Source organism: Bacillus sp. AP50 (assembly GCF_040492675.1).
GTDB classification, from domain to species: Bacteria; Bacillota; Bacilli; order Bacillales; family Bacillaceae_G; genus Bacillus_A; species Bacillus_A cereus.
On record NZ_JBEUTW010000466.1, the window covers coordinates 1 to 3,526 of the forward strand.

Consider the following 3,526-nt stretch of genomic DNA (forward strand, 5'->3'; position numbering starts at 1 on the left):
TTTGTACAAGCAAGTAAGGTTTTAGTAGAGACTGTAAATAGAATATATAAAAAGTAAAGGATGTTTTCTTATACGAAAACATCTTTTTTGTAGTTAAAATTGAATACTGAAGTTTTGTAATGAGTGAATACCAGTTCCATATTCACTAATCGCATATGCGTTCTGTGCAATTTACTTAACGGTAAACCAAGGGTCTTGAAGAATATTCATGTTCTATTTTACATCCTATAAAATGAATTTGTATAAACATATTCGCTTTTCGTTGTATTAAATCCTTTCGATAGATGTTTTTATAAAAGTTTATAAAATGGGCAAACGAAACGTTGAAATGTTTGTTTGTGTTGTGATAAGATGATGAAGTAATAATAAACGATATAGCGATTTGTTTGGTTTTTAAATAAACATTTTGAAGGAGTGTTTAGTATGAGCGATATTTCAGAGAAGTTTTGGGATGCGTCAATAGAGGAATTAAAGAAAGGGTATGTGTTTGATGAAGAAAAAGAGGGGTACATTTGCTTAGCTTGTGGTGAAACATTTATTAAAGGTGTTATTTATCAAGATAATCAAGTTTTGTATGAAGCAGAGAAGTTCGTCCAATTGCATATTCAAAATGAGCATACGTCTATGTTTGATTATTTGCTAAATATGGATAAGAAATTTACTGGATTAACGGATTTACAAAAGAAAATGGTTCAGTTTTTCTATATGGGACTGAATGATAAAGAAATTGTAAAAGAGATGGATGGCGGAAGTACATCAACAATTCGTAATCATCGATTTACACTGCGAGAGAAAATGAAACAAGCAAAAGTATTTTTAGCGCTAATGGAATTATCAGAAGAAAAATCAAAAGTACAAACGAAATTTGTGCCAATTCATAGAACAGCAACGATGGTAGATGATCGATACAATATTACGGAAGAAGAAAATGATGAAGTATTAAAAGCTCATTTTACAGAAGGGTTAGATGGACCTCTCTCTAAATTTCCGAAGAAACAAAAGCGTAAATTAATTATATTGCGCCATTTAGTGAAGAAGTTTGATAGTAATAAAAAGTATACTGAAAAAGAAGTAAATACAGTGATAGAAAATGTATACCCTGATTTTGTAACATTAAGAAGATATTTAATCGAATATGGATTTTTAGATCGAACAGCCGATGGAAGTCAATATTGGGTGAAGTTATAATCATACGAAAAGAAAATGAATAGAAGCACAGTATTATAACAACTATACAAAGAGATAGAGATTGAAAATAGATGTTTAATAAAAGGAGAAATGAAATTTGAAACCACCTGCAGATAACAATAAAGAAGGTGCGGAGTCACATAAGTTGGAAAGTGAGAGTAAACCGATTTGGAAATCGATGTCGATGTTTTTAGTACCGTTATTATTAAGTAATGTACTACAATCAGTTGGACAATTATTTGGTATGGTAGTAGTAGGAAGATGGCTTGGAGTTAATGATTTAGCGGCTATATCAGCATTCTTCCCATTATTTTTCTTGCTCGTTTCATTTGTAATTGGTATCGGTTCAGGAAGCTCTATTTTAATTGGTCAGGCGTTTGGTGCTAAAAACGAAGATCGTTTAAAAGCTATCGTTGGTACGACGCTGACATTTACCTTTATTATTGGAGTTGTGTTGGCGATAATAGGAAGTATTTTTGCGATGGATATTATGCGTCTAATGGGAACACCAGAAAATATTATTGAAATAAGTGTACATTATGCACGGATTTTATTTATATCGATGCCAGTATTATTTTTATATTTCGCATATACAACATTTATGAGAGGTACAGGAGATTCTAAAACGCCATTTTACTTTTTAATTGTAAGTACAGCACTAAATATGATTTTATTACCAGTTCTTATTTTTGGATGGTTAGGAGCTCCGAAATTAGATGTGTATGGAGCAGCCTATGCATCTGTTATATCTACAGTTATTACGTTTATTGTCATGCTTGTGTATTTAAAGAAGAAAAATCACCCATTACAACTAGATGGAACGGTTAGAAAATACCTTCGAATGGATGGGGAGTTATTAAAGCTATTGCTAAGGCTCGGTATACCGGCAAGTATAAATATGATATTAGTTTCATTATCTGAGATTGCCGTAATCGCATTTGTAAATCGTTACGGTTCGGATGCAACAGCTGCTTACGGCGTTGTGAATCAAGTTGCAAGTTATGTACAAATGCCAGCAGTTAGCCTTGGTATTACAGTTTCTATTTTTGCAGCACAATCAATTGGGGCGAATCAATTTGATCGATTGCAGAAAGTTGTGAAGGCCGGAATTATTATGAACTACGTCATCGGTGGTGTGTTAATATCTCTTATTTATTTATTCTCAAGAGACATTTTATCACTATTTTTAACGAGTCAAACTACAATTGAAATTGCTCATAGCTTAGTTATGATTACGTTATGGAGTTATTTAATTTTCGGTCATGCACAAATTATTAGTGCGACAATGCGAGCGAGCGGTACAGTACTTTGGCCAACTGTTATTGGAGTTGTTTCAATTTGGCTTGTAGAAGTACCCGTAGCATATTATCTTTCTTACCATACAAGTCTTGGAATAGAAGGTATCTGGATTGGGTATCCAGCAGCATTTATTGTCAGCTTACTATTGCAGTATGCATATTATAAGCTTTCATGGCAAAAGAAACGAATTACACGATTAGTTAGTTAAATAGAAAAAATGTCCCTAAGTTATTAGACTTAGGGACATTTTTTCTTAAGTGCAGGTTTACAAATAGCTTTTTAAAGTTATATCAAAATGTTGTCTAATGAGAGTTTTATCACTCATATAAAACTCCCACGCTTTTTCTGATTCACCGATAATCTCAAAGGATTCCTCTGTAATATATAAAGCGCAATTATCCTCCAGTGCAATTCCTTCTATATTCCCTTGATGATTTTGTAAAAAGGAATGGAAGGCGTTCATTCTGTTTAATTGATTATAATGTGGACAAAATCTTTTATTAACAATACCCCATCCGTTACTCTCTATGTAACCAGAACCTTCATAATCTGATCGGATACTAGACGTGAACCAACACATAGCACCAGCGCTATAACCAGCAATAAGTGTTCCTTGTTGCAGAGCCAATAATAATTTTTTATCAAGTCTATGTTCTTTCCATTGCGTAAGCATGTGAATATAGTTTCCGCCACCTAGATAAATTAAATCGGCTGAATGAATCATCTCCTCTATTTCATACTTAGAAGGTGAATCTGTTGTAATGCGTAAAATTTGTACTTCACAATGTAATTGTTTTTCAAACGTGTCTAAAAATAATTTTATATAGCTTTCATCATCATGACTAGCCGTTGGAATAAACAATACTTTTGGATACTGTTTATTTGTTAATTCTATAAGGCGTTCATTAATAGGCAAGTGATTTGAATCTTGTAAATCACCGCCACCAATGACAGCTAATTTCATAGTAAAGCACCACCTAATTATTTTTGTTATATAAAAATTCGATAGAAGAGAGTTACATTCCTTCTCTATATGTAA

The 3,526-nt window shown here is 32.6% G+C and carries 3 protein-coding genes; 2 read left to right on the plus strand and 1 reads right to left on the minus strand.

What is annotated here, in order from left to right:
* The first annotated feature begins 423 nt into the window (after positions 1-423).
* Together ABWK52_RS24760 and ABWK52_RS24765 are read left to right on the plus strand one after the other, a co-directional pair.
* The gene (locus ABWK52_RS24760; RefSeq protein ID WP_001280278.1) at positions 424-1,188 is read left to right on the plus strand and encodes a DUF2087 domain-containing protein; all 765 of its coding nucleotides are present in this window, start codon (positions 424-426) and stop codon (positions 1,186-1,188) included.
* A 97-nt stretch (positions 1,189-1,285) separates the two neighbouring features.
* Positions 1,286-2,695: an MATE family efflux transporter gene (locus ABWK52_RS24765; protein ID WP_000804128.1), complete on the plus strand. Its 1,410-nt coding sequence runs from the start codon at positions 1,286-1,288 to the stop codon at positions 2,693-2,695.
* Positions 2,696-2,752: 57 nt separating this feature from the next.
* Here ABWK52_RS24765 and ABWK52_RS24770 read toward each other — a convergent pair whose 3' ends face one another.
* A complete protein-coding gene (locus ABWK52_RS24770; protein ID WP_000762123.1) occupies positions 2,753-3,451 on the minus strand; it encodes a peptidase E in 699 nt (232 codons plus the stop codon).
* Between the last annotated feature and the right edge of the window lie 75 nt (positions 3,452-3,526).

What these genes read in the sequence shown, in the direction of transcription:
- ABWK52_RS24760 (WP_001280278.1), top strand. Translation starts at nt 424, where the DNA reads ATGAGCGATATTTCAGAGAAGTTTTGGGATGCGTCAATAGAGGAATTA.
- ABWK52_RS24770 (WP_000762123.1), bottom strand. Translation starts at nt 3,451, where the DNA reads ATGAAATTAGCTGTCATTGGTGGCGGTGATTTACAAGATTCAAATCAC.